At 66.6% G+C, this 22,401-nt stretch carries 27 protein-coding genes; 8 read left to right on the top strand and 19 right to left on the bottom strand.

Annotated elements, in window-relative coordinates; all coding sequences use genetic code 11:
* Positions 1-82: 82 nt before the first annotated feature.
* From LGT36_RS11060 to LGT36_RS11040, 5 genes are all read right to left on the bottom strand, one after another.
* Complete coding sequence (locus tag LGT36_RS11060; RefSeq protein WP_226096116.1) at positions 83-1,342, bottom strand: cation:proton antiporter; 1,260 nt, start codon at positions 1,340-1,342, stop codon at positions 83-85.
* 3 nt (positions 1,343-1,345) lie between these two features.
* On the bottom strand, positions 1,346-1,825 hold the full coding sequence (locus LGT36_RS11055) for a cation:proton antiporter regulatory subunit (protein ID WP_226096117.1): 480 nt from the start codon (positions 1,823-1,825) through the stop codon (positions 1,346-1,348).
* A 382-nt stretch (positions 1,826-2,207) separates the two neighbouring features.
* A complete protein-coding gene (locus LGT36_RS11050) occupies positions 2,208-2,633 on the bottom strand; it encodes a VOC family protein (RefSeq protein ID WP_226096119.1) in 426 nt (141 codons plus the stop codon).
* Between the two features lie 160 nt (positions 2,634-2,793).
* Complete coding sequence (locus tag LGT36_RS11045) at positions 2,794-3,381, bottom strand: TetR/AcrR family transcriptional regulator (RefSeq protein ID WP_226096121.1); 588 nt, start codon at positions 3,379-3,381, stop codon at positions 2,794-2,796.
* On the bottom strand, positions 3,347-4,198 hold the full coding sequence (locus LGT36_RS11040) for a redoxin domain-containing protein (protein ID WP_226096123.1): 852 nt from the start codon (positions 4,196-4,198) through the stop codon (positions 3,347-3,349). Before LGT36_RS11040 ends, LGT36_RS11045 begins: the two co-directional genes overlap by 35 nt.
* 120 nt (positions 4,199-4,318) lie before the next feature.
* Here LGT36_RS11040 and LGT36_RS11035 point away from each other — a divergent pair, with 120 nt between their 5' ends.
* The 7 genes from LGT36_RS11035 to LGT36_RS11005 all read left to right on the top strand — a co-directional run bounded on the left by LGT36_RS11035 (position 4,319) and on the right by LGT36_RS11005 (position 10,268).
* Positions 4,319-4,798, top strand: coding sequence for an N-acetyltransferase (locus LGT36_RS11035; RefSeq protein ID WP_226096125.1), 480 nt, complete (start codon positions 4,319-4,321; stop codon positions 4,796-4,798).
* Positions 4,799-4,960: 162 nt separating this feature from the next.
* Complete coding sequence (locus tag LGT36_RS11030; RefSeq protein ID WP_226096126.1) at positions 4,961-5,956, top strand: iron ABC transporter permease; 996 nt, start codon at positions 4,961-4,963, stop codon at positions 5,954-5,956.
* Positions 5,953-6,948 (top strand): iron chelate uptake ABC transporter family permease subunit, encoded by a 996-nt coding sequence (locus LGT36_RS11025; RefSeq protein ID WP_226096127.1) that lies wholly within the window; start codon positions 5,953-5,955, stop codon positions 6,946-6,948. The genes LGT36_RS11030 and LGT36_RS11025 overlap by 4 nt, the downstream gene beginning before the upstream one ends.
* Complete coding sequence (locus tag LGT36_RS11020; protein WP_226264523.1) at positions 6,945-7,814, top strand: ABC transporter ATP-binding protein; 870 nt, start codon at positions 6,945-6,947, stop codon at positions 7,812-7,814. Before LGT36_RS11025 ends, LGT36_RS11020 begins: the two co-directional genes overlap by 4 nt.
* Positions 7,811-8,884 carry an ABC transporter substrate-binding protein gene (locus tag LGT36_RS11015; protein ID WP_226264524.1) on the top strand — a complete coding sequence of 358 codons (1,074 nt, stop codon included), beginning with the start codon at positions 7,811-7,813 and terminating at the stop codon, positions 8,882-8,884. Before LGT36_RS11020 ends, LGT36_RS11015 begins: the two co-directional genes overlap by 4 nt.
* Before the next feature lie 3 nt (positions 8,885-8,887).
* Complete coding sequence (locus LGT36_RS11010) at positions 8,888-9,763, top strand: siderophore-interacting protein (RefSeq protein ID WP_226095383.1); 876 nt, start codon at positions 8,888-8,890, stop codon at positions 9,761-9,763.
* 46 nt (positions 9,764-9,809) lie between these two features.
* Positions 9,810-10,268 (top strand): hypothetical protein, encoded by a 459-nt coding sequence (locus LGT36_RS11005; RefSeq protein WP_226095382.1) that lies wholly within the window; start codon positions 9,810-9,812, stop codon positions 10,266-10,268.
* Here the strand turns inward: LGT36_RS11005 and LGT36_RS11000 are convergent.
* Positions 10,258-11,205 (bottom strand): phosphotransferase, encoded by a 948-nt coding sequence (locus LGT36_RS11000; RefSeq protein WP_226095381.1) that lies wholly within the window; start codon positions 11,203-11,205, stop codon positions 10,258-10,260. The genes LGT36_RS11005 and LGT36_RS11000 overlap by 11 nt on opposite strands.
* A 77-nt stretch (positions 11,206-11,282) precedes the next feature.
* Here LGT36_RS11000 and LGT36_RS10995 point away from each other — a divergent pair, with 77 nt between their 5' ends.
* Positions 11,283-11,897 carry a bifunctional 2-polyprenyl-6-hydroxyphenol methylase/3-demethylubiquinol 3-O-methyltransferase UbiG gene (locus LGT36_RS10995; RefSeq protein ID WP_226095380.1) on the top strand — a complete coding sequence of 205 codons (615 nt, stop codon included), beginning with the start codon at positions 11,283-11,285 and terminating at the stop codon, positions 11,895-11,897.
* On the opposite strand, the gene LGT36_RS10990 is transcribed toward LGT36_RS10995, so the two are convergent.
* The 13 genes from LGT36_RS10990 to LGT36_RS10930 form a co-directional block, all read right to left on the bottom strand.
* Positions 11,886-13,124, bottom strand: a complete 1,239-nt coding sequence (locus tag LGT36_RS10990; protein ID WP_226095379.1) for a Dyp-type peroxidase — start codon at positions 13,122-13,124, stop codon at positions 11,886-11,888. The genes LGT36_RS10995 and LGT36_RS10990 overlap by 12 nt on opposite strands.
* Positions 13,121-13,621: a copper chaperone PCu(A)C gene (locus LGT36_RS10985; protein ID WP_226095378.1), complete on the bottom strand. Its 501-nt coding sequence runs from the start codon at positions 13,619-13,621 to the stop codon at positions 13,121-13,123. The genes LGT36_RS10990 and LGT36_RS10985 overlap by 4 nt, the downstream gene beginning before the upstream one ends.
* Before the next feature lie 51 nt (positions 13,622-13,672).
* Positions 13,673-14,263 carry a hypothetical protein gene (locus LGT36_RS10980; protein WP_226095377.1) on the bottom strand — a complete coding sequence of 197 codons (591 nt, stop codon included), beginning with the start codon at positions 14,261-14,263 and terminating at the stop codon, positions 13,673-13,675.
* A 52-nt stretch (positions 14,264-14,315) separates the two neighbouring features.
* Positions 14,316-15,464: a MalY/PatB family protein gene (locus LGT36_RS10975; protein ID WP_226095376.1), complete on the bottom strand. Its 1,149-nt coding sequence runs from the start codon at positions 15,462-15,464 to the stop codon at positions 14,316-14,318.
* Positions 15,465-15,494: 30 nt separating this feature from the next.
* Positions 15,495-15,641, bottom strand: a complete 147-nt coding sequence (locus LGT36_RS10970; protein ID WP_226095375.1) for a hypothetical protein — start codon at positions 15,639-15,641, stop codon at positions 15,495-15,497.
* Between the two features lie 179 nt (positions 15,642-15,820).
* Positions 15,821-16,309: an SRPBCC domain-containing protein gene (locus tag LGT36_RS10965; protein ID WP_226095374.1), complete on the bottom strand. Its 489-nt coding sequence runs from the start codon at positions 16,307-16,309 to the stop codon at positions 15,821-15,823.
* A 118-nt stretch (positions 16,310-16,427) separates the two neighbouring features.
* Positions 16,428-16,760 carry a DUF4190 domain-containing protein gene (locus tag LGT36_RS10960; RefSeq protein ID WP_226095373.1) on the bottom strand — a complete coding sequence of 111 codons (333 nt, stop codon included), beginning with the start codon at positions 16,758-16,760 and terminating at the stop codon, positions 16,428-16,430.
* Positions 16,757-17,659, bottom strand: coding sequence for a RimK family alpha-L-glutamate ligase (locus tag LGT36_RS10955; protein ID WP_226094613.1), 903 nt, complete (start codon positions 17,657-17,659; stop codon positions 16,757-16,759). Before LGT36_RS10955 ends, LGT36_RS10960 begins: the two co-directional genes overlap by 4 nt.
* A 25-nt stretch (positions 17,660-17,684) precedes the next feature.
* A complete protein-coding gene (locus tag LGT36_RS10950) occupies positions 17,685-18,971 on the bottom strand; it encodes an MFS transporter (RefSeq protein WP_226264678.1) in 1,287 nt (428 codons plus the stop codon).
* A 30-nt stretch (positions 18,972-19,001) separates the two neighbouring features.
* Positions 19,002-19,856, bottom strand: a complete 855-nt coding sequence (locus LGT36_RS10945) for a hypothetical protein (protein WP_226095916.1) — start codon at positions 19,854-19,856, stop codon at positions 19,002-19,004.
* Complete coding sequence (locus LGT36_RS10940; protein ID WP_226095919.1) at positions 19,853-20,677, bottom strand: hypothetical protein; 825 nt, start codon at positions 20,675-20,677, stop codon at positions 19,853-19,855. Before LGT36_RS10940 ends, LGT36_RS10945 begins: the two co-directional genes overlap by 4 nt.
* Before the next feature lie 33 nt (positions 20,678-20,710).
* A complete protein-coding gene (locus tag LGT36_RS10935) occupies positions 20,711-21,379 on the bottom strand; it encodes a hypothetical protein (protein ID WP_226095920.1) in 669 nt (222 codons plus the stop codon).
* Positions 21,380-21,450: 71 nt separating this feature from the next.
* Positions 21,451-22,365, bottom strand: a complete 915-nt coding sequence (locus tag LGT36_RS10930; RefSeq protein WP_226095921.1) for a hypothetical protein — start codon at positions 22,363-22,365, stop codon at positions 21,451-21,453.
* Positions 22,366-22,401 lie beyond the last annotated feature (36 nt).

The following is a 22,401-nucleotide window of genomic DNA, read 5'->3' as shown; positions in this document are numbered from 1 at the left end:
GCCACACCGGGCGACGGACAATTCTTACATACGAAAAGTGGCCAGCAGGTCGGACTTCCTACCCGCGGGCGCGGCGTGCTGGCTAGGCCTTCTTGGTCGATCGGACGCGGGTTCCTAGGCGAGTAGACCGAGTCGGGAGGTTGGTCACGGCGCGGGGCACCGGGATCCGGTCTGCCCACCGCATGAGCACCGAGCCCACCACGGCCAGGATGAGCACGTAGGCAGCCGCGAGTGGCCCGAGGGTGCTCTCGACACCGGCGGCCACGCCGAGACCGGCGATGACGATCGAGAACTCTCCGCGCGCGACAAGAGACAACCCGGTACGCCAGCGTCCCTTGGGGCCAATGCCTGCACGGGACGCCGCCCAGGCGCCTGTCGCAATCTTGGTGACTGCAGTGATGATGGCCAGGATGAGCGCGGGCACGAGGACAGGCAGGAGGTCGCGCGGGTCGATCGTGAGTCCAAAGAACACGAAGAAGATCCCGCCGAACACGTCGCGCAAGGGAGGAAGGAGGGTCCGCACCTCGTCGGCGACCTGACCCGAGAGCGTCAGACCCAAGAGGAACGCGCCCACTGCTGCAGAAATCTGTGCCGCCTCCGCAATCCCGGCAACCAAGAACGACAGGCCCAACACCGACAACAACAGCAGTTCGCGTGAGCGCGAGTGCACGGCCTTTGACACATGGGTGGAGAAGCGGAGAGACACGAAGAACGCCACTGCGACGAGGCCGATCGCGATGCCGGCTGTCACCGCACCCTGCACCACGCTCGACCCGACCAAGATCACCGCCATGATGGGCAGGAACACCGCCATCACGATGTCCTCCATGACAAGAAGGCTGAGGATGACGGGCGTCTCGCGGTTCGCATACCTGTCGAAATCATCGAGAAGGCGCGCGATGATGCCGGAAGACGAGATGTAGGTCACCCCACCGAGCAGTAGCGAGGCCTGCGGCGACCAGCCAAGTACTAGCCCCATCACGATGCCGGGGACTGTATTGGCGAGACCATCGACGAGCCCGGCCAGCCAGGTGGTCTTGAGTCCGTGTTTGAGGTCGGCAGGCGAGTACTCGAGGCCGAGCAGCAGGAGCAGGATGACGACGCCGATCTGCGCCCCGATCGCGAGAAACTCCTCGCCGGCATCGACTTTGAAGAAGCTGCCCTCGCCCATGACCAGGCCGGCGAGCAAGTACAGCGGCACCGACGGCAACCCGATGCGGGACGCAAGTCGCCCCAGACCCGCGAGCACCAGCAACACGATCCCGAGCTCAATGAGCACCACCGAGGCGTGGAGCGGCTCAGTCGCGTTGGCGGACAGGTAGACGCCCGCGAGAGTGGGCATTGCTCAGCCCGTCAGAATGGTGCGCGCGTGGCCCACCGCGTCGTCCGCGCCCATGACGAGCACGGTGTCGCCCCCTTCGAGCACAAACTCTGGTCCTGGTCCTGGGAAGCCGGAATCGCCGCGGATGACGGCAACGACCGAGGCAGAGGTCGCGGTGCGAATGTGACCGTCGCCGATGGTCTTGCCACTCAAGCCACCGGCCGCTGGCATCGTCACCCACTCGATCGCAAGGCCCTCGACCATGTGCCTCAGGGACTCGAGCCGCGCCGTGATGTTGGTGCCGCCAAGGAGCTCTGCGAGCTTGCTGGCATCGCCCTCTGTGAGCTCCATGGTGCCGCGGCAGGAGTCGGGGTCCTGGCGGTCGTACAGCGCGACATCGCGCTTTCCATCGCGGCGCACCACGACACCCACATGGTCGCCGAGTTCCGAAGTGAACTCGTAGCGAACGCCTATGCCAGGCAGCGGGGTCTCGAAGATTTCCATGGCTCTACTGTCCCATGGAGAGCTCTAGCGGTCACGCGATCGGCCTGAGGTCTCGGCGGGAAGCCGTGGCCAGCGTCGGCCCCGCCCCCGCAAATGGCTTGATTTGTACCGCGCCAAGGCCCGCCGCTCCGCAAGTGGCTGGATCTGTACCGTTGCTAGCCCCTGGACCTTAGAAGTGGCTGGATTTGTACTGCCTGCGCTCCGACCGGAGGTGTGCGGCAGGGATCAACGGCCGACGCGTCGGCCGGGTGGTAGCCAGCCGACGCTGGTACTAATCAAGCCATTTGCCGACGCTGGGGCCCCTGGGGCGGTACGAATCAAGCCATTTGTGCGGGGAACGGGCGCCAGGCGGTACGAATCAAGCCATTTGCGGAGGGTGGGGCTAGTTGTCGCGCAGTTCCGTCAGGCCATCCTCAGCGATGTGGAGCGCGTCATTCACCGCAAGTTCGATGAGGTTGCCCCACGGATCGCGCACGTAACCGGAGTACCCGCCCCAATACACCGCGCCGGGCGCCTTTGCGATCTCGCCTCCTGCTTCCGCCCACTGGGTGGCGACCTCGTCAACCTCTGGCGGACGCGAGAAGTTGATGGCGAAGGAGGTGTAGCCGGGCGGCGCAAAGTCGAGCCCCTCGGCTTCCCAAGCGGCGCGCGACCACAACGCGGCGACAAAACCGTTCATCTGCACGAAGGCGATGTCGTCGCCGAAGCGCATCTTGACGTCCCACCCCATGGCGCGCTGATAGAAGTCGATGGCGGCCCCGAGGTCGTCAACCGGCAAGGTGATCAAGGACAGCCTTTGCGTTCTCATGGCAGAAGTATGATCCTTTCGGGGGACAATCCGCTAGCCGTGAGCTGGCGACCGCTCTCGAGAAGGCTTGCAAGGGCGGTAGAACCCGCGTGACGAGGGGCCTCCGTGGGACTGTTCGTGCCGGCGTCACGGCATATCGGAAGTGGGAGCCCGTCGGGTGTCACTGCGACTTGAGGACGGCGCGGACGGCCTCGGCCCTGAGGCCCGCGAGCGTGCTTGCGTCCGGGCTCATCCCTGCGAGGGCCCTGTTGAGCTCTGTGCCTTGGAGGATCCCGAGGTACATCTGCACGATCTCCCGTGACCGTACGGGGTCCGCACCTGTGGCTGCGGCGACGGCAGGCTCCACAAGCCCCGAGAGGTACTCAACGACCGTCTCGTTGAATACGGTGCTCAGGCCGGGATGTTCACGTGTTGCGCCAATCACGAAGCGGTACATGGCAAGGCAATTGTCGGCAAAAAGCGTGTCTTGATAGGCCTGAGCAAAGCGCTCGAGCCGATCCTCAGGCGAGCCTGCGAACTTCGCCGCTTGTCGCATCGGCCCGACGACGGCCTCGAGTTCGCTTTGCATGGCCGCGCCAATGAGTCCTTCTCTGCCGCCGAAGAACTTGTAGATGGTCTGCTTGGAGGCCCCTGCCGCCTGCGCAACCTCGTCGACGGAGACGCCGAAGCCGCGCTCCAAGAACAACTGGAGCGCGGCGTTCGCGATTCCGTCTCTACGCGCCTGACCTCGAGACGCCGATCCCTTCACGGTCGATGACCTCCAGGAAGGTTGACGGTTCCGGCCTGACGCGGTGGTCGTCGGCGTGGTGAATCCACGCAACGGTGCCGTCGGCCTTGGTGATGATGATGGTGGGCACTACGGTATCGCCGTTTGTCCCGGCACCGAAGGTCACAGGAACCCCGCCAGCCTGGACGATGTCGAGAGTCCTTGCCGCCGAGCCGTCGACGTCGACATAGAAGTCCATCGGAGCTTCAAAGCGGCGCGACAGTTCCTCGGAATCCTCGGCGCGCTGAGGGCTAATCAGCGCCACCTTGACCCCGCGCTGTTCCAACTCCCGGTATTGAGCGGCCACCCCGTGTACTTGAGCCATGCAAAAGGGGCACCAGTTGCCCCGATAGAACAGGATGACGTGAGGCTGTTGCGCGAGTGCGGCCGATGACACGACAGAACCGTCGACGCGCATCAGGGGGAAGTCTGGGAGGACCTCGCCCACGGTGACCACGGGAGCCGGACGATGCTGACGCGTGAACCACAGCGTGTAGCCGAGCAAGGCAGCGGTGCCCGCGAGTGCGAGGAGGCCGGCTAGCCAATGGACCGCGAATGCGGCGGCCGTCGCCACCACACTGGCGGCGTAGAACGGCCACGAGTGATGCCGCGTCTTGGCGACGAGGCGGCGAGGCGCGACCGCAGAGCCAAAGATGAGGATGAAGCTCGCGAGCCATGGGGCAGCCGCGATCAGATGGGCTGGTGAGCCGTGCCGCATCGCCTGCAGCGTAGTGAGCGCGAAGGCGGCGAGAGTCAAGACGCCGACGGCCTCGACGTAGATCCGGTGAAGAATTCTCATGGGGACTCCTTATCAAAAGTGTACGAAGACGTACAGATAAGCGCTCGACCACCCCCGCCTATTCCCTACGTTTCGAACGAAGCGCTTCGACAACGCGTGTTCTTCACGTATCCTCAAGCCATGTCTGCGCCCATCCGCATCGCAGCGGCGGCGGATACCCAGGACGTGGCCAGGTTCTTCAGCGGCGTCTACGAGTCGCGCAGGGGGCGAGGCGCGGCCACATCGCAAGGCCTGTTCGAGCGCACCATCGACGTGCTCTTCCCGCGCGAAGACGCACCCACGGTGCTCCTCTACATCGCGGATGGCGACATTCATGGTGTGGTTGCCTTCCGGATCGATCCCGACCGCCAACGGGCCGAGCTCGTCACCGTTCAGGCGCACGACACGGTGCGCGGTCGCAGCGCCGCCCAGCAACTGCTCGGCGAGACCGTCCGACACTGCGATCGCGAGGGCGTTCCCGTGCTCGTCACTGATGTTCCCGCGGCCGACGTGAGGGCGCGGGGCTTTCTGCGTCGGGAAGGCTTCGCCGTAGTCATCGATGGCGCGGCGGACGAGGCGGCGCCTGAAGAAGGCGTCGTGACGTACGCGCGCTCGGTGTGAGCCAGGGGAGTCTCGCACGGGCCGCCTGGTAGCGGCGCGAGCGATTGCCGCACGTCGGCGCCTATTTACGCAACAGTGATGTTGCGTAAACGCCCGCCAGTGAGTTAGGTTCGCCTTACCTGCTGTCGTCGCCGTCGCGACGCCTCACACTTCGGAGCCTCCGTGTATCGCCTTGCCTTCGCCGCGCCCGCGGCCATCATCGTCGCGCTCGTCGCGGTGGTGGCGTCGCTGGCGATTGGCGCCCAAGAGATCCCCCCGGCCGACGTGTGGGCCGCCTTTGTCGACTACGACCCGGCCAACGCGAGTCACCAGATTGTGCGGGACCTGCGCGTCGACCGCACCGTCATCGGCATCGCGGCTGGCGCTGCGCTCGCCGTCGCAGGAGCCCTCACGCAGTCCCTCACTCGCAATCCTCTCGCCGACCCAGGGCTCTTGGGGCTCAACGCGGGTGCCGCGCTCGCGATCGTCTTGGGAACCGTCGTGGCTGGCGTGGGCTCGTTCGCACCACAGATTCTGCTCGCCTTCATGGGGGCTGCCGTCGCGGGTCTCGTCGCCTATGGCGTGGGAGCGACCGGGGCAGGCGCCGCAGCGCCCGCCAGGCTGGTGCTCGCTGGCGCCGCCGTCACCGCGCTGCTGACCGCGGTCACGTCCGCCATCGTCGTCGCGCAGCCTTTCGCCCTCAACCAGTTGCGCTTCTGGCTCGCGGGATCGCTCACCGGCAGGGCGGGAGTGCCCACCGGTCCGCTCGTGGTGGGCATCGGCCTGACGATCCTCGTGGCGCTTCTCGCGGTGCGACCGCTGAGCGCGATCGCGCTTGGGGACGACGCGGCGGCGTCGCTGGGGACGCGTGCAGGGCTCACGCGCGTGCACGTGCTGGTCACGGTGATTGCCCTTGCGGGGGTCGCGACGGCGCTGGCCGGTCCGATCGCGTTCGTGGGTCTCGCCGTGCCGCACCTGGTCCGTGCCCTCGTCGGGCCCCGCATCGGCTGGCTGCTTGTCTTGTCCATCCCGTTCGGTGCAGCGGTCGTTCTGTTGTGTGACGTGGCGGGACGCATCGTCGCGCGTCCAGGCGAGATCTCCGTCGGCGTGACCACCGCGCTCTTGGGCGGAATCCTGCTCGCTTTGCTCGCGCGACGCATGAGGGCGGTCGCGCCATGACGCTCGCAAGGCCCGCGCGGGTTTCGCTGGTGCTGGCCGCGATCACGCTCGCAGCCGTCGTCGTAGCGCTGACGTACGGCCAGACGGCGCTGCCGTGGTGGGACTCGCTGCAATCCGCGACGGGCTTCACGACCGATTCGCCAGCTGACTTCATCGTCGGCCAATTGCGCGCTCCGCGCACCTACACGGCGACGCTCGTGGGCGCCTTGCTCGCCTGCTCGGGTGCACTCCTCCAGTCCGTCGCCCGCAATCCGCTCGCATCGCCGGACATCCTTGGGGTCACTCAGGGCGCCGCGGCCGCCGCCGTCGCGTCCATGTGGGCCTTCGGCAACACCTCCTCGCTTGCGCTCGCTCCCGCAGCAATCGCGGGTGCGCTGCTGACATCCGCGCTCATCGTGGGCGTGGGGTGGTCGCGTGGGATCCAACCGATGCGGCTCATCGTCGCGGGAATCGGCATCGGCTTCGTGGCCTCGTCGGTGACCACCTACTTGCTCACGGCCGTTCCCGAGCACCTCGCTCCCCAGGCGTACCTGTGGACGATCGGGTCGACCAATGCGCGTGTATGGGAGCACGTGACCCTCGCGGCCATCGCGGTCGCGGTCACGGTTCCCCTGGCGCTGTGGCTCGAGCGCAAGCTTCGGGTGGTCGAGATGGGAGACGACCTCGCCGCTGGACTGGGAGTGCGACCGGTGCGGCTGCGCCTTGCGGCCATTGCGCTGGGAGCGCTCGCCGCTGGCCTGGCGGCCGCCCTCACCGGGCCCATCGGCTTCGTTGCCCTGGTAGCCCCCGCCATCGCACGACGACTTGTGCGCACGGAGGGGATCGCCTTGGTTCCGTCGATCATCACCGGCGCGGCCTTGACCGCAGTCGCCGACCTCGCGGCGAGGGAGCTCTTCTCGCCGACGCAGGTGCCGATCGGGCTGTTCACCGCAGCCATCGGCGCCCCGTACTTGCTGTACCTGTTGCACCGCGCGAAGGGAATTCGCTCATGACCGATCATCAGCAGCCGCTGCCACCGCACCGTCTCGAGGCCGCGGAGCTCTCCCTCGCATACGGGTCGGCCCGCGTAGTCCACGAAGTCTCCGTCCCGATCCCTCCCGCTTCACTGACCGCCATCATCGGCCCGAACGGTTGTGGCAAGTCGACCCTGCTGCGAGCGATGGCGCGACTTCACAAGCCCCTCGAAGGCGTCGTGACGCTTGACGGCTCCGATATCCACCGGCGGCCAACCAAGGAGGTGGCGCGGGAACTCGGCTTGCTCCCGCAAGCGCCGATTGCTCCCGCAGGGATCACGGTCAAGGACCTGATCGCCCGCGGTCGCACTCCCTACCTGGGCGCCTTCACGCCGTGGTCGAGCGCCGACACCGAGGCAGTCACGCACGCCCTTTCAGCAACAGGCCTTACGGGGCTCGCGCACCGTCCTGTCGACTCGCTGTCCGGCGGCCAGCGCCAGCGGGCCTGGATCGCCTTGGCACTTGCCCAAGACACCGAGATCCTGCTGCTCGACGAACCCACGACTTACCTTGACATCGCCCATCAGTACGAGGTCATGGATCTACTCCACGCGCTCGCCGCCGCGGGCCGCACCGTCGTCACCGTGTTGCACGACCTTGGCCAGGCAGCGCGCTACGCGGACCACGTGGTGTTGATGTCTGCCGGTCTTGTCCTTGCCCGCGGCACGCCTGCAGAGGTACTCACGGCACAGCGCGTTTCCGCAGCCTTCGGCCTCCCCGTCACTGTGGTGCCCGACCCCGTCACCGGCACCCCGCTCGTCGTTCCCTCCCGCGCGCCCCTCACCGGGTTGCGCACACCGGAAGCGTCACCCGACGTCGTTCCCCATCCCGAAAGGACACCATGAGAAACCCCACCTTTGCCCGCCGTGCGGGCGTTGCGTTGATGGCGGCCGCGGCGCTTACGCTCGCCGCGTGTTCGTCGTCCGGCTCGCCAGAAGCGTCCAACACTGCGAACCCGACCGACTCCGCGCCTCCAGCTGCAGACGCCTTCCCCGTGACGCTCGAGCACAAGTATGGCGAGACCACCATCGAGTCCCAGCCGGAGCGCGTGGTCACCGTCGGCTACCACGAGCAGGATTGGCTCTACGCCCTGGGCGTCGCGCCGGTCGCCGTGCGTGAATGGTTCGGTGGCTACGACTATGCGACCTGGCCGTGGGCAGACGAAGCACGCGAGGCCGTCGGCGCCGAGCCAGAGGTGCTCGCGAACGCTGAACTCAACATCGAGCAGGTCGCAGGGTTCGCCCCCGACCTCATCATCGCGACGTGGTCGGGCATCACGCAGGAGGAGTACGACCTATTGAGCCAGATCGCGCCCGTGGTCGCTCAGTCGGGTGACTACGCGGACTATGGAATGCCGTTCGATGAAGAGACGCGCCTGATCGCCGCTGCCGTTGGCAAATCCGAGCAGGGCGAGGAACTCATCGAAGCCAACGAGGAGCTCTTCGCGAGCACGCGCGAGGCTCACCCCGATTGGGAGGGAAAGACAGGAGCCGTCGGCTTCCTCTTCGAGGGCCAGCCGGGCGCCTACTACTCTCACGATCCCCGTCCCGCATTGCTGCAGCGCCTTGGACTCGAGACCACGGTGGTCGACCAGTACGGCGATGTCGACACCGACTTCTACCTCACGGTCAGCCCGGAGCGCCTCGACATCCTCGACCTCGACACCGTCATCTGGCTGGCCGCGTTGTCCCCTGATACCCAGGCTCAGATCGAGGCCATGCCCGGATACGACTCGCTCGGAATCACCATGAACGGCGGCCACATCTGGTCGACGTCCAACGTGTTCGAAGGCGCGTTCTCCTTCGCGAGTCCGCTGTCACAGGCCTACGTTGTCGAGCAGTTGGCGCCCAAGCTCGATGCCGCCCTTGACGGCGACCCTGCCACCGAAGTGCCCGCATTCGAGGAGGCCGCTTAAGCCATGGAAACGACCATCGACGCCGTCGTCACATCCCTTGCCCGCATCACGCCCGGCTTTGTCAGGGTGGGTCTTCAGGTCTGTGGCGACGGCGCGTGGTCGTCGCTGGGCGTGCCTGACGAGTTTGTGCACATCGAGGTGGGCGCCCACACTCCAGACGCCGACGGCCACACCGCTCGCCACTACACCATTTCCGCTGTGACCCCTGAGGGTTTCGAACTTGAAGTGGCGATCCACGGCCACGGCCAAGGCTCCGCGTGGGCGGAGTCACTCACCGTGGGCGACGCGGTGAAGGTCAGCGAGCCGAAGGCGTACTACGCGGCTCCAGCAGCGCGCGTCCCTCGCGTGTTGGTGGGGGACGCCACGGCACTGCCAGCGATTGCCAGGATCCTCGCTGAGGCAAGCAAAGACGAGCGGTTTGTGGTTGTCGTCGAGCTCGCCTCGCTAGAAGATGCACGGTCGCTTCCCACTGCGGCCGACGCCTCGGTGGAGTGGGTCGTCGGCGGGAACGGCGTGAGTGCGAGCACCATCGTCGACGCGACGGCGAGGGAGGTGAGGGCCGCGACGGCGAGCACGGCGCTCGCGGGCGATGTGCCTGGCGTCGAGCACGGCGACGAGCCGCCGGTGTACGTGTGGGTCGCCTGTGAGTCGTCGGTGTCGCGGCAAGTTCGCACGGTACTGCGGCGCGAGTTGGGGCTTCCGGCTCGTGCCTTGCGCATCGTTGGCTACTGGCATGCGGACATCCAGCGCCTGCTCGACGTGTGGGCAAAACTGACAGAAGAGCAGCGCGCACAGTACGACGAGATATGGAGTGAGGACCGCTCAGACGAAGAGAACTGGGAGATCCTCGAGCCGTACATGAAGGCGCTGGGGCTGTAGTCCGGCTCGCCGCGCACGGCTGAGTCGCGGCGGGTAGCGTGGAGACATGACTATGGCCAAGCCGCCGTTCACGTCGGAACAGATTCGCGCCGCTTTCTCACACGGCCACAGCCGCGAACTCGTCACTCAGCGCGAGGGCAAAGTGGTTGATCGGCGCCGCACCGTGTACATCGACCCTGACGAACACGAAGTCTCCATCGGTATCACCCCCCTTGATGACAAGGGCGAGCCGCTGGGTGACGCCATGGAGGCAAGGACGACGTGGGAAGACCTGCGCGATAGCGCGGTCTACCCCGGAGACGTCACGACGATCACCAGCGAGACCATCGAGACCCCGCTCGGCCGGTTGGAATGCGCGCGTTACGAGGTCGCTAGCGGCGAGGTCACCCTCGTGTTCTGGTTTAGCTCGAAGTACCCAGGCCCGCCGATTCGCTCGGCCACAGTGAGCGACGGGCGTGAAGTCGAATCGACCGTCGTGACGGCCATTTCGGACCCTACGCCCTAGCGGGCACCGTGAGGCCGGTGGGAACGGCGTCGGCAATGCCCAAGTCCACGAGCGCCACCCACCCCGCCCTGGCATGGTCACCGTCTTCGGTGGCGGCGAGCAGAGCGGCGTAAGCGACGGCCTCCGCCTCAACCCGCTTCATGGTCGCCTCTGTCAACGTGCCATCCGACGCGGCGGCGCCACCAGCGTCGGCATAGGCCCGCGCGAGCGGCGCGAAGAGCTCGCGACCGACGAGCACGAGCGCCTCGCCAAGATCGGTGGCGGGGTCGCCGGCGGCGGCGTCCCCCCAATCGAGCAAGCCCGCGAGGAGGCCTCCCTGCGTGAGCACGTTGGCGCCGTGGATGTCGAGGTGCGTCCAGGTCGGGTCAGCGGGCTCCTGGGTGGCGCCCGCCTGGAACATTGCGCGGGCGGCGTCAGAGCTCAAGGCGTCTGCGTGCTCTGCGGTGAGCGCCTCGAGTCGCAAGTCAAGCCTCTCGGCCCTCTCGCGCAACGGTCGCGAGCGGAACGGGTTGATGGGCGCATCAGAGGGCGCGCTGACGTGTACCTGGGCGAGGGCGCGGCCAAGTTCCGCCGCCCCGTCGGCGCTCAGCGGCTCTTCGTAGGCGGGAACGCCGTCGAGCCAGGGAACGATCGACCATCGCCAGGGGTAGCGCTCGTTGGGTTGACCGACGCGCAGTGCGCGCGGAGAGGGGAAGGCCCAACTCGCGCCGACGTCGGGAATCCAGTCGAGTTCTGTCGCTGTCAGGGCTGCGCCCAGGCGGCGTCTGGGTAGCCTGACGGCTAGGTCGTCCCCCAAGCGAATCGTGACGTTGTCCCAACCCTCATGGTGGGCGCCCAGCGGAAGATCCGCGAGATCGGGGTGCTGGCTCTTGAGAAGAGCACGCACGAGTGGTTCGTCGATGTGCACCTCTGCTGGAGGTGTGGCGTCATTGCTCACCCTTCCACAGTAGGGTCTCGCGCCAAAGTGTGCGCGGCGGGGCGCGCACCACCTCCGGCGACCGGCACACTGGGGGCATGTCATCAGCGCCCTCCTCCGTCCCAGACAACCGCCGGTTCAATCACACGATCCGCTACCAACAGCAACTCCTCGCTCAACTTCCCGAGCACGCGGCCACGGGAATCGATGCGGGATGCGGGGAGGGCCTTGCTGCGCGCACCATGGCGCGCGCGGGGCTGACGGTCACAGGGATCGACGTCGACGAGCCGAGCATCGAACGAGCGCTCGCCCAAGACTCCGAGCGCATCACCTACATTGTCGGCGACATCTTCTCGACAGATCTTGAGCCAGCCGACGTGGTCTACTCGGGCGCCATGCTGCACCACATGGACATCGAGGAGGGTTTGGAGCGGCTCAAGTCGTGGGTGGCGCCAGGCGGTCGCCTCTGCATCGTCGGCGCGGCCCGTGCCACGTGGCGCGATCTGCACCGCGAGGTCGGCGCCTCGATTGCTGACAAGGCGTTCGCCCTTGTCAAAGGCTCGTGGCAGCACGGCTCGCCCACCGCATGGCCGCCTCCGCACACCTACCGCGATGTGCAGGCCGCCGCAGCAAAGGTTTTGCCCGGCGCGGAGTACAAGTCGCAACTGTTGTGGCGCTACACGATCGTGTGGGACCGGCCGTCAGACGCCTAGCAACGCCTCGCCAAGATAACCGCCCCGAGCGCAACCAGGTGGGATGGCAAAGACGGCCGAGCCGATCGGCGTGGTCCACACGTTGAGCAGGTCGGCCTCGTCGAGTGCGCGCTGCAGCGGCACGAACTGTCGATCGACGTCGGCTTGCCACGCACCGAAGAGCAGTCCGGTCGAACTCAGCGCCGTCGATCCTGGGGCGGGCGGCTCTTCGTAGTTGTAGCCGAACCTGACGATGCGGAGCGCGGGATCGGCCACGTGGGCGCGCCGAGCATGGGCCACCGACGAGATGACGGGGAGCCCATTGGCCCCCTTGGCGTCGAGGTCGAGCGGGTCGCGCTCGTTGCCTCCTGTGAGTGGCGCACCGGTGTCGAGGGTTCGCCCCACCGCGTTCTCGCGTCCCACTCTGTCTACCTGGTCCCAGCCGTCGAGGTCCATGGCGATGCGCCGCAACACAAAGCTGGTGCCGCCCCTCAACCAGGCGGGGGCTTCGTCTCCCGCGATCACCGCTGCGTCGAAGTCAGGTGCGCCCGGCCGCGGGTTGGCGGAGCCGTCCACTTGGCCGAAGAGGTTGCGCATGGTGCGCCCTGAAGGGTCGGAGCCGTACGCCCTGCGAAACCCGTCTTGACGCCATCGCAGGGTTGCGAACGCGCGCGAGTCCTTGAGGAGCATGCGCAAGGCATGAGCGACGGTCCCTGGCTCATCGGCCGTGACGATGAAGAGCACGTCGCCGTCTGACCAGGCCTCTTCGAGGCGGTCGATCGAGAACGCGGGCAGCGGACGCAGCCACGTGGGCCGCTCGCCGCGCGCCCGCTCCACGAAGCCACCCCCAAAACCCACCGTGATCGTGAGGCCTGCTGGCGTCGCGGCGAGTTCGGGCTCCACGTCGGCGAGTGCAGGGAGCCCTTGGGTCAGGCGTGCAGCGTCGTCCGTGATGAGCTTCATCCAGGCGGCGAGTCGCTCACGGCCGACGCCCCTGGCTAGATCGAGGGCTACGAACGACGCGAAGGCTCCGGGACGCGCCGTCACTGCCGCTTGGCGAGGGCCGTAGAAGGGGACGACCCGGCCGCCGTTGACCCCAGCGTCGTCAGGGCGCGCGGGCGCGCCTGGAATGGCGCCGGCTCGCTCGGCGCCCACGCCTCCGGCGACGCCCACCAACGCGCCGGCCCCCGCAGCGGCGCCCGCTGCGAGGAACCGGCGCCGCGACGGCGTGTTCTCGATCGAGGTCACTGACTCGGCTCCGGGGAGGAGGACTCCATCTCCATCCCGCCGTCGTAGTCCTCATTGGCTCCAGCGAAGTCCTTCGCAACTGCGGTGAACTCGACGTGAGTGCCATCCGAGAGGGTGAGCGTGACAGTCACCTCATCGCCAGCAGCAATCGGTTGGGAAATCCCCATGAACATGAGGTGGAGTCCGCCGGGCTCGAGCATGAGCGTCTCGCCTGCTGGAACGGTGAAGCCACCATCGACTTGGCGCATCTCGTCGTCGACGACCTCGTGAAGTTCGACGGCCATGGCGGCCGGGGAGCTCGCGCCAGTAATGGTGATATCGCGGTCGGCGTTGTTGTGGACCGAGGCAAAGGCGGCGGTCATTCCGTCGTCGGCGGCCTTCGCCCACGTATCGGTGATGGTGAGCGACGAGGCGTCGTCGCTAGGGGAGCCTGTCGAGCAGGAGGCAAGGGTCAGGGCAATCGCCGCCACGAGGGCAGCACGGGACAAGGCAAACATGAGTATCTCTTTCTCGTCTGAAGGGGCGCACACGGTGCGCGGGTAGCGGTATCAGGCGAGGCGAAGAGGGGGTCCGCGCGGTGCGTGCGGGCAGCGGGCAATGTTGATGGGCGTGCGCGTGGGGCGGGGAGGGACGACGGCGGCGCCGGTCGCGATGACGGTTGGGGCAGGGACGGTGAGGCGAGAGACAAGCGCCGCCGCGGCGTCGCGGATCAGGGCGATCAGGACGTCGGCACGGCGCAGGACCGCGTAGGTCGCGATGGCGGCGCCGACGTGCGCCCCCAGCATCGATGGCGTGAGATGGGACTGAGCCGCGTGCGACCCGGAGGCGTGAATAGCGAAGGCACCAGGGGCATGTCCCGTGTGGGCGTCGCCGGAGTGAGTGACGAACGTAGCGCCTGAACCCAGGGCGAACAGGGCGTGGAAGAGCGCTTGGGACGAGGCGACTGCGGCGCCGAGGCGCCACCGCGACATCGTCTTGCCAGCCAGGTGGACGCTGACAGCGAACGCGAGCATGAGGGGCACCGCGATGCCAGGAAGTGCCGGCAGAGCGCCGCCGCCGGCGACGTGCATCGTGAGCGCAACGCCGGTAGACAGGCATGCGGCGACGGCGGCACGCAGGAGGCGCTCAGACCGTCGCATAGGACGAGTGTCCCATGCGGCAGGCGACCGAGCACGGAAAGGCAAGCGGCTCCTACAGTGCGGAAGCCATGCGGCGCACCGCCTCCGTCAGCACGGTGCCGCTCGTGGCGAAGTTGAGGCGCACGTGACCTGCGCCCCCGGTGCCGAAGGTCGGGCCAGAGTTCAGCGCGACCCGTCCGCGCTCCAAGAAGACCGCGGCCGGGTCGTCGCCAAGGCCGAGCGCTGTGCAGTCGAGCCACGCCAGATAGGTGGAGTCAGGCATGCGGTAGCCGACGTCGGGTAGGTGTTCCGCGAGGAGTGATCCAAGCACGTGTCGATTGGCGTCGAGGCCTGCGAGCGCGGCGTCGAGCCACGCCGCTCCCTGGGAGTAGGCGGCAGTCTGGGCGATCACTGCGAAGTGGCCCGGCCAGTGGTGGGCGCCTGCCGCGTAGATGCGGTGAGCGTCGGCCGCTTCGTGCCCAAACACCATGAGCGCTCCAGGCATGGCGGCGAGGTTCCACGCCTTGGAGGCGGAGTGGAGCGCGATGCCGGAGCCATCGACAGAGAGGTAGGGCGTGAACTGGGCAGGCGAATACACGAGCGGCGCATGGATCTCGTCCGCAACCACCGTGGCGTCATGGTGGCGAGCGATGCTCGCGAGCTGTTCGAGCTCGGCCTTGGTGTGGACCGTTCCGCCAGGGTTGTGGGGGTTGCACAGCAACACGGCAACGCCGGCATCGGTGTCACGCCCGGCCTGTGCCAAGGCCGCATCGAGCGTGACAGGGTCGATCCTCATCTGGTCGCTCAACACGGCCTCGACCACGGTCAGGCCCGCTTCGCGCAGATAGGAGTAGAAGGGTGGGTAGACGGGAGAGGTGACGACGACGTGGCCGCCGTGACCTGCAGCCTGAACCAGCGCGTCGGTGTAGCCAGGAATCACACCGGCGACGGGCCGCACGAGGGCGGGATCGAGCGTCGGCCACTGCCACCGTGAGCGGGCGAACTCGACGAATGCCTCAACGTAGGGCGTCGAGCCAGGGTAGCCAGTGTCGCCCGAGCGGACCGCGTGCTCGAGGGCGTTCGCTATCGGCGCCGCAAGATTGACGTCCATCTCCGCGACCCACAGGGGCAGAACGTCGGCGTCATATCGGCGCCATTTGGCGCTGGTACGTTCGCGGAGGCGATCGAGAGAAACCTGGTCAAAGGGGTTGGGTTCGGCCATGAACCCAGTGTGTCACGCAGCGCTCGCGGACTAGCGGCGGTGGTTGCTGTCTTCCTCTGGAACTTCCGAGAATGCGTAGTCGCGCCAGTTGGAGTACTGCTGAGGCGACTCGACCTTGTCGGAGCGCCTGTTGATCTCGATCTCGCTGGTCAAGGGCGCGGGTTCGACGTCGTGCATAAGGGGTGGTGTCCTTCCGTCGACGTCCGGGTAGGGCCGTCGGCGCGGGTGCGTGGCTTTCCCTTATGGCGTCGACCATGTCGCACAGGTTTGTTGGATGTAGCAACAATCCTACAGCCGTTTGTGCGTGAGCGCGAGGGGGAATATGAGAAGTCGTTCCAGATGATGCGTGAAAGGCGTCACGACGCTGACGGGCGGGGCCTCAAGTGAGCCAATAAGTGCCCGTAGTGCTCGGAAGACTCCGCCATGCGCTCCAGGGCGCCAAGGCGCAGATAGCCGCGCAACCAGTTCGCATCGGGAAGCTCGTGGGTGGTCACGATCGTGGTGCCGCGAGGGTGGGAGGTGAACTCGGTTGTCATCGTTGACTCGAGCGTCGGAAACAGTTCGGTCCTGAAGGACTGCACCGCGACGCGCGGCTCGTCGACGGCGGTGAAGGCGCCGTAGAACGAGAACTCATTGCCCTCAGGATCCCGTTGGGAAATCCGCCACCTGCCACCCGGCACGAGATCAACTTCGACGATCGGGTTGACGTAGCCGTTTGGCCGCCACCACTGCGCGAGGTAGAGGGGCTCGAAGCGAACTGTCCACGCCTTGTCGATGGGCGCGCTCACCTCTTCTGTCATCACGATCTGAGGGCGCTCCTCTGGGAGTGCGAACTCGCGTCGCATTCCACCGTCCCTTCTTCGCTGAACAGGCGTGACGTTCGACCTCAGCGTGGCCTCCGCCGACGCGTCCGTCAAGCGTCGGCAACGGGCGGCGGGCGCTACGGCTTTGTCGCCGCCAGGGCTAGGACGATCTCACGGCGAAGAGGAAGAGGAAGAAGCCCGCGATCGCCAACAAGGTCAGGGCGGCGAACACCCAGCCGATAACGACGCCGGCAAGGGCAAAGCTGCGGTTGCTCGCTTCGCCTCGCTTCACGGCGGCCAGGCCCATGTGGCCGAGAACGATCCCCGCGATCCACGACACACCGGTCACGAAGGTCGCCAGCGAGAGCACCAGCGACGTGATCCCTAGCCAGTTGCTGTCGGTGCGCTCGCCAGAGGGATTCCTCCCTGCGGGTTGCGGCGCGGCCGCTGCAGAGTGCTCGGGCGGGGTAGCCCACTGGCTGTCGTTGCTCATGATTCACTTCCCTCCTCTGGCGTTGCCTGCGCTTGCCTGTCGGCGATCTTGAGAAATGCGGCGGCGGCGTTGCCAGGGGCCGCGGCGTCGACGGCAAGAAAGAGCGATGGTTCGGTGAGTTCGAGTTCCAGCACCACTGGGCCGTTGTCGGTGGGGAGGAGGTCAACCCTCGCGTACGCCACCTCGCCGCCACCTGGCACAAGGGTTTCGAGCATCGACACGGTGCGATCTCCCAGTTCGCGCTCCGCAGCGGTCGCCTTTGCTGGCACGATCTTCTCGTCTGCGTAGAGACCGGTGCTCCACTCCATGTCGCGGGACAGGATCGCGGCCTTGCGCGCCGCATGCGAGAAGCCGCCATCGACGTATATGAGCGCGGTCTCGCCGTGGGTGTCGACGTGGGACAAATACGGCTGAATCATCGCGACATGGCCCTGCTGGTGCAGGGCGCGAACGTGGGCAAGCGCAGCGTCGGCGTCATCACGGATGAGCGCCGCGCCGCTCGAACCAGCGCCCACGGTCGGCTTGACGACGAGGTGCCCGGCGAGCGCACCATCGGGAGCCTCCTCGCCAGGCGCGACGTAGGTGGTGGGGACGACGGGGATGCCCGCGCGGTCAAGGTCGGCGAGGTAGCGCTTGTTCGTGTTCCACTTGATCACGCTGAGCGGATTTCGCAAGCGCGTCACACTGTCCACGCGCTCGGCCCATGCCAAGAACTCGGCGAGTCTCTCGGTGTAGTTCCACGTCGAGCGCACCAGCACGAGGTCGTAGTCGGCCCATTGCACGGACTCGTCCTCCCAGGCGACCACTTGGGAGCCCGGCAGGTGCGCCGTCAGGAGTGCCTCGTCGGCGTCGATCGTAGGCAGGTCTTGTGTCGTGACCAGTGCGATGCGAGGAGCCATAGTCTCCACGCTATCGCGCAAGCGCCTAGACCATGGGCGGGATGGGCGGCTGGTCGCCGTGAGCCTCGACGGGCGGTTCCATATCACCGGGCTCGCTCATGATGCCCCTGCGCCGGTCGGCGGCTTCCGTGTCGCGCCGCACCCACGGCGAGCCTGCGATGGCCAACACCGCGATGGCTACGGCGGACCATGCCATCACCTGGAGCCCTGCTCCATGCCCCAACTGGTCGATGAAGCGGCCGCTCAGCCAACTGCCGAGCGCCACGCCGGCTCCCAAACCGATGCGCAGCCAGGCCATGCCCTCTGTCAACTGGCTTTGTTTGACGACGCGCTGGGCCACTGAGTCCTGGCTGGTAATCAGGGGCGCGATACCCATGCCGGCCACGAAGCCGAACGCGGTGTAGAGCCACAGGTTGGGCATGTTCGCGAGCACGACGAACCCGGCGGCGAGGGCCACTGACGCAATGACCAGGCGCTTCCACAGCGGGGTCCGCCAACGGCGTGCTCCGTACGCGAGTCCGCCCAGGAAGGATCCGGAAGAGATCACGCCGATGACGAGACCGGCCCACTTCTCATGGCCGAGTTCCTTTGCGAACGCCACGGTCGAGATGTCGAGGGCGCCGAACATGGCGCCAAGCGCTATCGCGACGGCCGCCACCGCGAAGATTGCGGGTGGCACCTTGAAACCCAGCCCGCCCGAGTCGCCCTCGCCCTGAGCGGGGGGTTCGGTTTCCTTTTGGGCAAGGAGCAGCGTGATTCCGCCCACCATGCCGGCCGCGGCCAGGAGGAGACCGGAGGCGGGGTGAACCGAGTATGCGAGGGCCGTCACCACTGCGGGACCGGCGACGAACAGCACCTCGTCCAAAGCTCCCTCGAGGGAGAACGCGGTGTGAATGTCGTCGTCGTTGTCCAGGATGTGCGACCACCGCGCCCGGGTGAGTGATCCGAGCGGTCCTGACAGCGACGCGATGCCGATTCCGAGCCAGAGCAGCGGCTCTGGTCCGCGAGTCATCGCGGTGGCGATCAGGATGGTGGTCCCGATGACAAACAACACCGTCAGCGGGATCATCATTCTTTGGCCCTTGCGGTCGACCCATCGTGCAGTCGGCAAGGTCTGAAGTGCCCATACGCCGACGCCGACGGCGACGACGCGCCCGGCGACCTCCCACCGGTCGTACTGCAACTGGATCATCAGCATGGCCGAAATGTTGAACGTCGAGATCGGCAGGCGCGCCAAGAGACCCGCGAGCGCGAACTGGCGCGCTCCAGGCTTCAGAAGCAGCGGACGATAGGGGCTGGACACGTAGGACATGCTCTCACCTGAGAGCGACAACCCCCACCGTCAGGGGGTCGGCCCCTCGTTGCCTCTCGTGCCGTCGCCATCGTCGTCTTCGCCAGAGTCGTCGACGTTGTTGGACGGAGCGTCGCCCCCGTCCTCAGGGGCTGCGACCGGAGGCGGAAGCGTGTTACGCGACGTCCGACGTTTGTCTTGCCACACGAGGAACGCCGCGCCGCCAACGATGATCAGTGCGACGGCGCCGATGCCGGTCCACTTGAGGATCGGTCCCCAGGCGATGGCCTCGGTGGCCTGTCCGCGAATCACGATCTCCTCTGGCGTCAGCAGGTCTTCAAGGCCAAGAACTACGGTCTTGCCCTCCGCCCGACCAGCGGTCGTTGACTTGACGGGCCCAGGGAAGGTGAACGTGATGGCAAAGTCGATGGAGTCGGCAATGAGGCCCAGCGAACCGGCGCCGCGCACATCCGCGAGGTCGCGCGAGGGGTCCGCTGGAACGGTCACCACGTACACATCGCCTTCGCGGACCACGGTCATGGGTGTGCCAAATCCTTGGCCTACTGCACCTGCACCCGACTGGGAGGCCTCGTTGAACTCTTCAAGCGTCAGGTTCTCGGCGACAATGTGGACACCGCGCCGGTCGCCATCGACGTAATCCTCGACGGTTACCTTCTCTGGGTCGATGCCAAGGTCCGCGGCGTCGGGCCCGGTGAAGGCCTCGGCGGTGAGAGTGTCGAGGTCAATGCCGATCTGCTCCGCCGCTGCAGGAGTCATGGCCAGGGTGAGGTCTTGAGTGACCGTGCCCTGCTCCGTAAACGTGTTGGAAGACTCGAACGTGACGCAACCGGTCACGACCGTGGCGACGGTGAGCAACACCGCCGCGCGCGCGACCGCTCTGATCACTCCTTGTTGTCCTCTGACTCAGCGGGAGGTGCCGGCGGGGCCGGTGGGGCCGGCGGGGCTGGCGGAGCTGGCGGCGCAGGTGGGGCGGGGGGCGCTCCGAGGTCTTGCACCGGCTGCGGTTGAGGGGAGAAATCTCCAGTGGCCGACTCTTGATACGGCGCAGGCGAGTCGCCAGCCTTCTTGCGAACGGCGACGATCACGACCACCACGACGGCCGCGAGCACGAGCAGGATCAGCACGGCGGCGATCACGAGCCACACGGGGAAGTCGCTACCGGAGGTCGCACTTCCCGTGGCTGACAGAGGCTCCGTTTGGGAGAACAGGTCCCACGTGACGGTGTTGCCCTCAAGGGTGCCGTTGTGGTCGGTCACGGTGCCGGGGAAGGTGATCGAGAGCTGAGACTCGGCGCCGGCGGGCACCTCGCTCAGTTCTTCCTCTGGAGTCGGCGCGGTGTCGCTTGAGACGACGAACTCGTCTCCGACGCGCTCGATGGTGAACATGTCCGCGAACGCATCGAGCTGGCTGAGCTCCATGTTGTCGAAGGAGTACTCCTTGCCGATGTAGTCGCCGTCTTCGTAGTCCTTGACCGAGAAGCCGCTGGCGTCGTCCTCGAACGGACTGTCAGCGAAGATCTCTTCGAGCGCGGCGGCATCGGACTCCGCGCCTAGTTGCTCGGCGATGCCAGATTGCACGGCAGTCACCACGGAGCCCGAGGCAGTGTCGTCAGAGCTCAGCGTGATGTCGACGTTGTAGCGCACACAGCCGCTCAGGGCGATGGCGGCGATGAGGCTGAGCACTGTGGCCCGTGCGATGCGATTCATGTGCATCACCCTGCCATAGTCACGGGGAACCGGCTAGGTATTTCGGCGCGCGATCCGCCCGGCCGAACCGTATGCCACCGCTCCTACCAGCAGCACCGCCACCGCGAACCAGGCGAGCGGGGTGGCCCGGTCGGGTTTTGGGATGGCGCTGCCGCGCGCCGAGAGTTCCGGCGGGGCGTCGTTCAGGTTCCACGTGACAGTCCGATTGGCCGCGCTGCCGTTGTGCTCGATCACATCTCCGGGGAACGTGATTCCTACCGTGAATTCGGCATCGGCCAGGTCGCTCAGTACGTTTCCTTCTGGCAGTTCGCTTTGAGCCGCTTGAGTCACGGCGTTCGAAGGCCCCGAGACCACAAAATCGTCGCCGACGCGGGCGATACCCCAATCCGAGGCGGTGGGGGCAAAGTCGGCGAGCGGAGCGTCGGCAAAAGTCACCTTGATCCCCACGAAGCCGTCGGCGCTGTAGTCGGCAAACGTCGCGTCCTTGAGCGTCTCGGCCCTCGGGTAGTCGGCCCACAACTCCTTGGCCATCTCGGCATCCGACATGCCGTAGTTCTCGGCAGTGCCCTTCTTCACGGCGACCACGTACTGTCCGGAGACCGTGTCATCCGGTTCGACGGTGAGGTCGGCTGAGAATCGCAGGCAGCCGCTCAGGACGAGCGCGCCCACAGCAGCGAGCAGGGCAAGTCGCCAACGATGCATAGGTCGAGCGTGACACGGAGACGGCGTGACGCCCGGAGCGACACGGCCCGGAGCCGCGCGAGGCGTAGGCGCTACTGCTGCCGCGGCACGTCGCCGGTGGAGCCGTCCGGCAAGAACGCGCCGCCGGCGATTGGCGCGGCTGCGGGGTCGACTGAGCCGTCGTGAACGACTCCGGACTGGTTTCCTACCCACGTGTCGGAACGAGCCCGACGCGAGCGGGTGACGAGCAACGCCACCGTGGCGCCGATGACCGCCAAGGTGATCAGCGCGATGATGAGAAACCACTGCCATGAGAAGCCGCTGTCGGATCCGGTGGACGCCACAATCGTGTAGTCGAGCGAGCTGTTGATCTCCGTGAGGTCAGTGATGATGACGGAGTTCGGGTTCTCGGGATCGATCTCGCCGATCGTCGTCGACTGGACGGGGCCGGGGAACGTGTGGCGCGCTTCCAGGTCGACCACGGCGGCCAGCGCGTTGACGTCCATTCCCATGGATTCCAAGGACGCGATCGACTCGTCGTAGCCGGTCATGAGTTCAGGGTCCGAGACATAGTGCAAGGTGATCGTGCCGTCCTCGACACTCAGCGTCGATTCGCCTGCGGGTGCGTTCTGCGTGGCGTTGGCTTTGGCGACTTCCTCAGGGGTCACGCCGGTCATCGTCATCACGATGCCGACCTGACCTTCCTCTGCGTAAGGGTTCACATTGACCTTGTCGCCCAACTCTTGCGTGAGTTCGGTCATGCTGGGATCGTTCAGCATCTGGTCAGTGAAGGCCGCCGCAGGGTCCTCCACATCGCCCACCTGGTCTTCGATGAGACTCTCGTCCATGGCAATCAGGATGGTCGCATCCATGGTGCCATCGACGTGATAGATGTTCTCGGTCTTCATGGTGTAGCAACCGCTGAGGACGAGCATCGCGATGGCGCTCATGGTCGCGGCGGCCACCTGGCGCCGGGTGCCTGCGAGCATTGTGGTGGTCTTCGGCATGATCGCACCCTCTTCACGGGGACGCAGATCGTCCCG

The organism is Demequina sp. TMPB413 (assembly GCF_020447105.2).
Lineage (GTDB): Bacteria > Actinomycetota > Actinomycetes > Actinomycetales > Demequinaceae > Demequina.
This window is presented reverse-complemented; position numbering and strand designations above follow the sequence as displayed.

Excerpts from the sequence above, each read along its gene's own strand:
- LGT36_RS11055 (WP_226096117.1), bottom strand. The coding sequence starts at position 1,825 with ATGGAAATCTTCGAGACCCCGCTGCCTGGCATAGGCGTTCGCTACGAG.
- LGT36_RS10980 (WP_226095377.1), bottom strand. The coding sequence starts at position 14,263 with ATGCGACGGTCTGAGCGCCTCCTGCGTGCCGCCGTCGCCGCATGCCTG.
- LGT36_RS10975 (WP_226095376.1), bottom strand. The coding sequence starts at position 15,464 with ATGGCCGAACCCAACCCCTTTGACCAGGTTTCTCTCGATCGCCTCCGC.
- LGT36_RS10935 (WP_226095920.1), bottom strand. The coding sequence starts at position 21,379 with ATGCATCGTTGGCGACTTGCCCTGCTCGCTGCTGTGGGCGCGCTCGTC.
- LGT36_RS10940 (WP_226095919.1), bottom strand. The coding sequence starts at position 20,677 with ATGAATCGCATCGCACGGGCCACAGTGCTCAGCCTCATCGCCGCCATC.
- LGT36_RS11025 (WP_226096127.1), top strand. The coding sequence starts at position 5,953 with ATGACGCTCGCAAGGCCCGCGCGGGTTTCGCTGGTGCTGGCCGCGATC.
- LGT36_RS11040 (WP_226096123.1), bottom strand. The coding sequence starts at position 4,198 with ATGAGAATTCTTCACCGGATCTACGTCGAGGCCGTCGGCGTCTTGACT.
- LGT36_RS11015 (WP_226264524.1), top strand. The coding sequence starts at position 7,811 with ATGAGAAACCCCACCTTTGCCCGCCGTGCGGGCGTTGCGTTGATGGCG.
- LGT36_RS10930 (WP_226095921.1), bottom strand. The coding sequence starts at position 22,365 with ATGCCGAAGACCACCACAATGCTCGCAGGCACCCGGCGCCAGGTGGCC.
- LGT36_RS11050 (WP_226096119.1), bottom strand. The coding sequence starts at position 2,633 with ATGAGAACGCAAAGGCTGTCCTTGATCACCTTGCCGGTTGACGACCTC.
- LGT36_RS11035 (WP_226096125.1), top strand. The coding sequence starts at position 4,319 with ATGTCTGCGCCCATCCGCATCGCAGCGGCGGCGGATACCCAGGACGTG.
- LGT36_RS10970 (WP_226095375.1), bottom strand. The coding sequence starts at position 15,641 with ATGCACGACGTCGAACCCGCGCCCTTGACCAGCGAGATCGAGATCAAC.
- LGT36_RS10985 (WP_226095378.1), bottom strand. The coding sequence starts at position 13,621 with ATGTTTGCCTTGTCCCGTGCTGCCCTCGTGGCGGCGATTGCCCTGACC.
- LGT36_RS10950 (WP_226264678.1), bottom strand. The coding sequence starts at position 18,971 with ATGTCCTACGTGTCCAGCCCCTATCGTCCGCTGCTTCTGAAGCCTGGA.
- LGT36_RS10960 (WP_226095373.1), bottom strand. The coding sequence starts at position 16,760 with ATGAGCAACGACAGCCAGTGGGCTACCCCGCCCGAGCACTCTGCAGCG.
- LGT36_RS11010 (WP_226095383.1), top strand. The coding sequence starts at position 8,888 with ATGGAAACGACCATCGACGCCGTCGTCACATCCCTTGCCCGCATCACG.
- LGT36_RS11020 (WP_226264523.1), top strand. The coding sequence starts at position 6,945 with ATGACCGATCATCAGCAGCCGCTGCCACCGCACCGTCTCGAGGCCGCG.
- LGT36_RS10955 (WP_226094613.1), bottom strand. The coding sequence starts at position 17,659 with ATGGCTCCTCGCATCGCACTGGTCACGACACAAGACCTGCCTACGATC.
- LGT36_RS10995 (WP_226095380.1), top strand. The coding sequence starts at position 11,283 with ATGTCATCAGCGCCCTCCTCCGTCCCAGACAACCGCCGGTTCAATCAC.
- LGT36_RS11005 (WP_226095382.1), top strand. The coding sequence starts at position 9,810 with ATGACTATGGCCAAGCCGCCGTTCACGTCGGAACAGATTCGCGCCGCT.
- LGT36_RS10965 (WP_226095374.1), bottom strand. The coding sequence starts at position 16,309 with ATGCGACGCGAGTTCGCACTCCCAGAGGAGCGCCCTCAGATCGTGATG.
- LGT36_RS11060 (WP_226096116.1), bottom strand. The coding sequence starts at position 1,342 with ATGCCCACTCTCGCGGGCGTCTACCTGTCCGCCAACGCGACTGAGCCG.